This is a genomic window from Rheinheimera marina (assembly GCF_042654345.1).
GTDB classification, from domain to species: domain Bacteria; phylum Pseudomonadota; class Gammaproteobacteria; order Enterobacterales; family Alteromonadaceae; genus Pararheinheimera; species Pararheinheimera marina.
The window spans coordinates 1-6030 of the sequence record NZ_JBHSGB010000028.1 but is presented as its reverse complement, the minus strand read 5'-3'; the positions used below and the strand labels follow the sequence as shown (position 1 = coordinate 6030).

5 protein-coding genes are annotated in these 6030 nt (G+C 41.8%); all 5 read right to left on the bottom strand.

The features are described 5' to 3' along the window. Window positions 1–68: 68 nt before the first annotated feature. Window positions 69–956, bottom strand: a complete 888-nt coding sequence (locus ACFO3I_RS19115) for an HNH endonuclease (protein ID WP_377336821.1) — start codon at window positions 954–956, stop codon at window positions 69–71. Beyond that, window positions 953–2530 carry an AAA family ATPase gene (locus ACFO3I_RS19110; protein WP_377336819.1) on the bottom strand — a complete coding sequence of 526 codons (1578 nt, stop codon included), beginning with the start codon at window positions 2528–2530 and terminating at the stop codon, window positions 953–955. The genes ACFO3I_RS19115 and ACFO3I_RS19110 overlap by 4 nt, the downstream gene beginning before the upstream one ends. A gap of 140 nt (window positions 2531–2670) precedes the next feature. Then, a complete protein-coding gene (locus ACFO3I_RS19105; protein WP_377336817.1) occupies window positions 2671–3567 on the bottom strand; it encodes an SEC-C metal-binding domain-containing protein in 897 nt (298 codons plus the stop codon). A gap of 108 nt (window positions 3568–3675) precedes the next feature. Continuing rightward, window positions 3676–4431: an IS21-like element helper ATPase IstB gene (gene istB / locus ACFO3I_RS19100; protein ID WP_377336815.1), complete on the bottom strand. Its 756-nt coding sequence runs from the start codon at window positions 4429–4431 to the stop codon at window positions 3676–3678. After that, window positions 4421–5917, bottom strand: coding sequence for an IS21 family transposase (gene istA / locus ACFO3I_RS19095; RefSeq protein WP_377336823.1), 1497 nt, complete (start codon window positions 5915–5917; stop codon window positions 4421–4423). Before istA ends, istB begins: the two co-directional genes overlap by 11 nt. Window positions 5918–6030: the final 113 nt, after the last annotated feature.

Genomic DNA, 6030 nt, shown 5'->3' with positions numbered 1-6030 from the left:
GGCCAAACAAAGCCTTGGGTGGCATACCACCGAAGTACAAAGACAATTTAATAACACAGGCTTCTACTTCAAGCGTCCATTAAAAATGGGATGATTACCAAACATTGGTACATTACTTTTTTCCAGTGATTCGGAAACTGGGGTGAGTTTATTATCGGTAATAAGTAAGAGTTAATGAATTCTAATTTTATTGCATGAAGAGAAACTGAAGGAGCCAATCTGATTACGCTTTGCATGAATGCATTTTTTTGGTCAATAACTTCACTTAAATGCTTTCCTGCTTCTAGTCTATATCTACTAGCCAGATTCAGTGAATTAAAATGATAAGCTGCGCGATTTCTGTCTTCTTGAGTCCACTCATTAGGACAATTCACATAATATCGAAAACCACCATCATTTTCATCTATATAATCTGCAAATACCCATTGCTCTAGATAAAAAATATTCTTATCTACATACGGGTGAAGTGCTTGTTCATCTGCAACAGTAGCATAAAATTGCCCTTTCTCGCCCATATTACAATCACGGCAAGATGGTACAAGATTTAGTGGCATAATTGAGAATTCAGGAAAATGAGCTTTTGGTAAAAAGTGGTCTAAATTTTTTGTGTGACCAATATCTCCACAAAATGGACAACGCTCTCCAGAAGACACTAACAATGAATCATAGTAATTTCTTGCAGGTTTATCTTTATTTCTAAGATTATTCTCATATAAGTTAATAAGTTTAGCTTTAGTAAGATGTTCAACAACTGCAGTATTGTCAGCTAATGGTGTTGTCTTTGGGTAAGTATATAAGTTTCCTGTCAAACTTAAATTTTTATATTGTTGTTCTTTTGCTAGGAAACTAGGTATTGCTGAAATAAAATTATTTTTTACATTAACCTGTTCCATGCCTTCAGAGCACTTTGTAAGCATATCAGAGAAAGATATATTTGGCGGCACTAACTGTTTCATGCATCCTTGCTCGCATCTCTATTCAAAATCATAGCTTTCAATACAGTTCTACCCTCTAAACCTATTTGATCACTATACTCAGAAATTATCTGATCATAAGACAAACCGGATTCTATAGACTTTGATAATAGTGAATGATATCCAGATATTGTTACTTCAAGAGAAAAAACTTCGCGGGTTAAAACACCTAAGTTCTCGCCAAATGTTTCTATTTGAGGTCGTTCAACATTGACTACCTCCCTAGAGCGTATAACCTTCCAAACACATGATTTTGGAATTTCTTGCAGAACTACTGGAGAATGTGTAGCAATAATAGCAACTCCATTTTTCACATATAACAAGTCACTTAATGTCCGCAAGAATGCGGATAGAAGAGGCGGATGAAGGTGACCTTCTGGTTCATCCAATAAAACAAGGGACTTTTCACCTACAGTGTTTACCAATCTAGTGATCGTAAATAAAACAATCGCATGGCCTGAGCTCATTCGATTTAAGTAATCATAAATATCTTTATAAAATAGTTCTTCAAGAAGATAGCTATCAAATTGCTCGTTTTTAATTTTATCTTTTAAATTGATATATCTTGTATTTAAGATACTCAATCCCATATCCTCGAAGTTTTTATCACTACTTAAGTTATTGATAGCATCAAACCAAATTTTCTTTTTATTATCATCGCTTAAACAGCCAATTAATGCAGAAACAAATTCCTGACGTAGCTCAACTAATGAACTTAAAGATTCAATGTTTTTCCTACTTTTTAGGCCAATATAAAAATATTTAGTGCCTTTTGCTGGATCTGGTTGTTCTTGAGGTGGGGTGAATGGATCAAATGCACTGAAAGATACAGAAACTAAAGATCTGAAGTACCCAGCAGGGATTCTTGAATCAGTAAAATTGTTAGCTTCTGTAAAAAAACAATTTTCATCTGATGGATTTGTTATTGCATCGATCATACCGTTTAAGATAGTTGTTTTACCACAGCCATTTCGTCCGATAAAAGCATGTATATTTGTACTAGGTGTAGAACCAACCTTAACCTTGAATGGTATTTTTATATCGCAAAGACCATCTGCTCCTGTTCTAACAAAATTAAAGTCAAAATCAGATAGTTCTTCAAGTCCTTCAAGCACTCGTTTAAATTGCCCGTGCACATCTGACAATGTTAACCACCTAAAAAGTGACGTGTTTAAAACAGCTTCATCCTCGATTGATTTTATTTTTACTGGACTATAAACAATATCCTCTAAAGAATTTAAAATATAATCTTTTAAATCCCGACCTAATTTATACAAGTTTTTGTAATAATCAACATCAGTTCCTAATGAAAAGTACTGGTCACCTAACTTCAAAAAGCTACTGCCTAATGTTTCATGCGTATGTTTACTAGTTGTTTGACCTTTAAAACCAATTTTTACATTACCTATCTTATGCTCAACACCATAATTGTCAAACACAGTCAAATAAAACATAGTTACGAATGAGTAGTCGTTCCAGTAATCAACATCTAGATAAGCAACGTTCTTTGAACCGGTTTGCTTGTATTCATTTTTACGCAGAACTACAAATTTCATAAGCACATCCATTTATAAAACCAATATATTCATAAATATCCATTCTTATAAGTAAATTCAAAATAATAACAAAACCAACCAACGCTCTGCTTGACGCGTTTTATAAAATCTTACTGTTAATTAAAATAATCACTGGCTATTCATTTTAAATAATGGCAAATCTTGTATTTTTTATTCGAACCGCAAGGACATAAATCATTCCGTGGGAAGTTTTTCGGTATGTTTAATGGTTTTGGACTGCTTAACAGAGCATCCGATATTTTAAGCTGGTTGATCTTTGCGGCTAATTCCTTTATCGATAGCATGTGATCAGGATGGAATCTGTAAATTATGCCTGTATTTGATAACTCGTAATGAATTAACGAATTAAGGTATGAAAATACTTCTTTTACATGCTTTTCTTGATTGTTTTGAGTATCGATAGCAGCATACATAATAATCTGGTGCGCTAATTCCAACTCAAACTTATGCAAGATGAAGTACTGCGCACAAGCTAGTTTTTCTTCTGGTGTTGCATCAAATACCGACTGGACAAAACTCTTGTATTCATTTGCTGCTTCTTGTGAAAACAGTCCTTCAGACTGCTTCGTTAAGTATAAGGCTTTGGCGAAGTGTGCTCTTTCAATGCCACTCCTGAGAGCATCATTAAGGTACTCTAAGATGCTTTCATCAGCACTTAAATTCAGCTCTTGGTTGATAGCCTTAGTCGCGACAATGAATTTTGCTTTTGCAGAACCTAGTTCTGCTGATTTTATATAGTGAGCGTTGGCTTTTAGGTGATCACCTGCATCGACGTAATGCTCCGCCAGCACAAGATTTGCTCGACTGCTGCCAAGTTGTGCACTTTCAGTAAGCCATTGCAATCCATATTCCGCGTCTACTTCTTGCCCATGCAAACCTTTTAGATAGATCTCACCTAATAGGCTCATAGCGTCAGCATGTTCTTTCCGAGCCGCACGACTTAGATGCATTACCGCATCTCGTTTAACTTCAGACGCTGCTGTATATGGACGCAACCAATGGCCATCGTTTAGCATTAAACAACCAAGTGTTGATTTGCAGGCAAAACTGATCCACTGTTTGCATCGAATTTTGATCCGCTTTACTCAGCCATTATGGGCATGAGATTTGGGTTTTCTCAAGCATCACCTCCTCGCTGTTTTAGCCTTTCTGCTTGATTCTTTAAACCGATAACTATTGTTGCCTGTCTCGATGATATGGCAGTGATGGGTCAGGCGGTCTAATAGCGCGGTCGTCATCTTTGCATCTCCAAACACTTTGGGCCATTCGCTGAAGCTTAGGTTTGTTGTGATGATGACACTGGTTTTTTCATACAGCTTGGCCAATAGATGGAAGAGCAGCGCTCCACCATGTTGACTAAAGGGTACATACCCCAGTTCATCCAGAATGACCACATCCACACCGCTCAGTCGTGCGGCTATCCTGCCGGTTTGGTCTTTGCGTTTTTCCAGCTCCAGTGCATTCACCAGCTCTAACGTCGAGATAAACCGAACCCGCAACTGATGATGTTGAATGGCTTGGACGCCCAGTGCTGTTGCCAGATGGGTTTTACCAGTACCGGGCCCCCCCACCAGCACGATATTCTGGCTACTTTGGATAAAGTCACAGCGGTGTAAGTCCTGTACCAATCGTTCATCCACTTCGCTTTCCTGGAAGTTAAAACCGTACAAGTCCCGGTACGCCGGGAAGCGGGCTGCACTCATTTGATAAGCGACGGAGCGAACTTCGCGGTCAGCCACTTCGGCTTTGAGCAAGATATCCAGTATGGGCAGTGCGTGTTGCCAGGCCGGAGCGTTTTGTAGTGCTAAGTCCTGCACGCTTTGGCGCATTCCATAGAGTTTCAACTGTTTAAGCAGGGCTTGCAGGGCTTCAATGTGCATAACCACCTCCTAATTGTTCGTAGCGGCTGGTATCGCTGATGGGTTCAATGCTCAGTTGCAGATGTGCTGCCACAGGGACTGGCTCGGGGGGCGGTGTCTCTATCAATCGGTGCAGGCAGTTGATGACATGGTCTTTGGAGGCGCAGCCACTTTGCAGTGCTTCCGTAATAGCTTGCTCCACCAGTTCAGCTTCATGATGCAGCACCAGAGCCAGCACATCGACCATCTGTCGGTCACCACCGATTTTACGCAGCAGCACCTGCTGCAATTGCTTAAAGCTCTCAGGCAAGGTTTGGAAGGGGGCACCGTTTCGCAGTGAACCCGGTTTACGCTGTGCCACCAGTAAGTAATGCCGCCAGTTGTAGAGCACCTGACCCGGCGCATTGTGGTCTCGCGTAAACACACGCAGGTGCTCTGTCACCTTCCTGCCTTCGGCAATGATATGGAGCACGGCCGGATAGACCCGAAGACTGACTCTGCGGTTTGCAAAGCTCGCGGGGACGCTATATTTGTTGTTTTCGAAGGTGACCAGGCAAGTCGATGAGACCTGTTTGCTGTGTTCGATAAAACCGTCAAAGCCACTGCTGATGTGCATCAGGTGCAAACGCTCTTCCTGCAAGCACTGCCAGAGCGTGTGAGGTTTAAACTCCGGGTGCTGTTGTTGCCACACCGCTTGGCATTCTTGTTCCAGCCAGTCATTGAGCGCTTCAAGCGAGTTAAATCCAGGTGCTTTATGCCACAGTGCATACCGACCATCCTGCACCGCTTTTTCCACCTGACCTTTTTCCCAACCGGCTGCCGGATTACAGAAATCAGCTTCAAACAGATAATGACTGGCCATCGCCTGGAAGCGTTTGTTCACCACCCGTTCTTTGCCACGACCAATTTTATCGACAGCCGTTTTCATGTTGTCGTAAATACCGCGCTCAGGAACTCCACCAAACACCCGGAAGGCCTGCGTGTGTGCATCAAACAGCATCTCGTGGGTTTGCGTCCAGTAGGCCCGTTGGTAACTGACTTTACTGTGACAGAGCTTAAAGTGCGCGACTTGTACTTTCACCTTCTTGCCACCAATGGACACCCAGTTCTCGCCCCAGTCAAACTGAAACGCTTCACCTGGCGCGAACTGTAGCGGCACATACACTTGTTTGCTGACCGTCTGCTGCTGACGCCACAACCGGGCAAAGGCTGCCACCCTGTCGTACGAACCGGTGTAGCCTTGTGGCACCAACTCGTGATACAGCTGTTTCACCGTTTTACGCTGTTTACGTGGCTTTTTTACCTCTCGCTCAAGCGCTTCTGTGAGCAGAGTTTCAAACGCATCCAGCTTGCTGACACAAGCTCGCTGTGGATACGCAGGCTCGACCTGCTCTTGGCTTAAGTACTTCTTCAGGGTATTTCTGGATAAACCAGTACGTCTGGCTATCTCCCGCTTAGATAGTCCTTCACGGAAATACCATCGTCTTATTACGCTTAAAAGGGCCACATCTAACACTCCACATTCTCCTGCCAGAACCGGACAGGATTGATTAAAAATGTGGATCAGTTTTCGATGCAAATCTGGGGGGGTAGTGGATCACTTCTGGGTGCAATTCAACA

Excerpts from the sequence above, each read along its gene's own strand:
- istB (WP_377336815.1), bottom strand. The coding sequence starts at position 4,431 with ATGCACATTGAAGCCCTGCAAGCCCTGCTTAAACAGTTGAAACTCTAT.
- ACFO3I_RS19110 (WP_377336819.1), bottom strand. The coding sequence starts at position 2,530 with ATGAAATTTGTAGTTCTGCGTAAAAATGAATACAAGCAAACCGGTTCA.
- ACFO3I_RS19115 (WP_377336821.1), bottom strand. The coding sequence starts at position 956 with ATGAAACAGTTAGTGCCGCCAAATATATCTTTCTCTGATATGCTTACA.
- ACFO3I_RS19105 (WP_377336817.1), bottom strand. The coding sequence starts at position 3,567 with ATGCTAAACGATGGCCATTGGTTGCGTCCATATACAGCAGCGTCTGAA.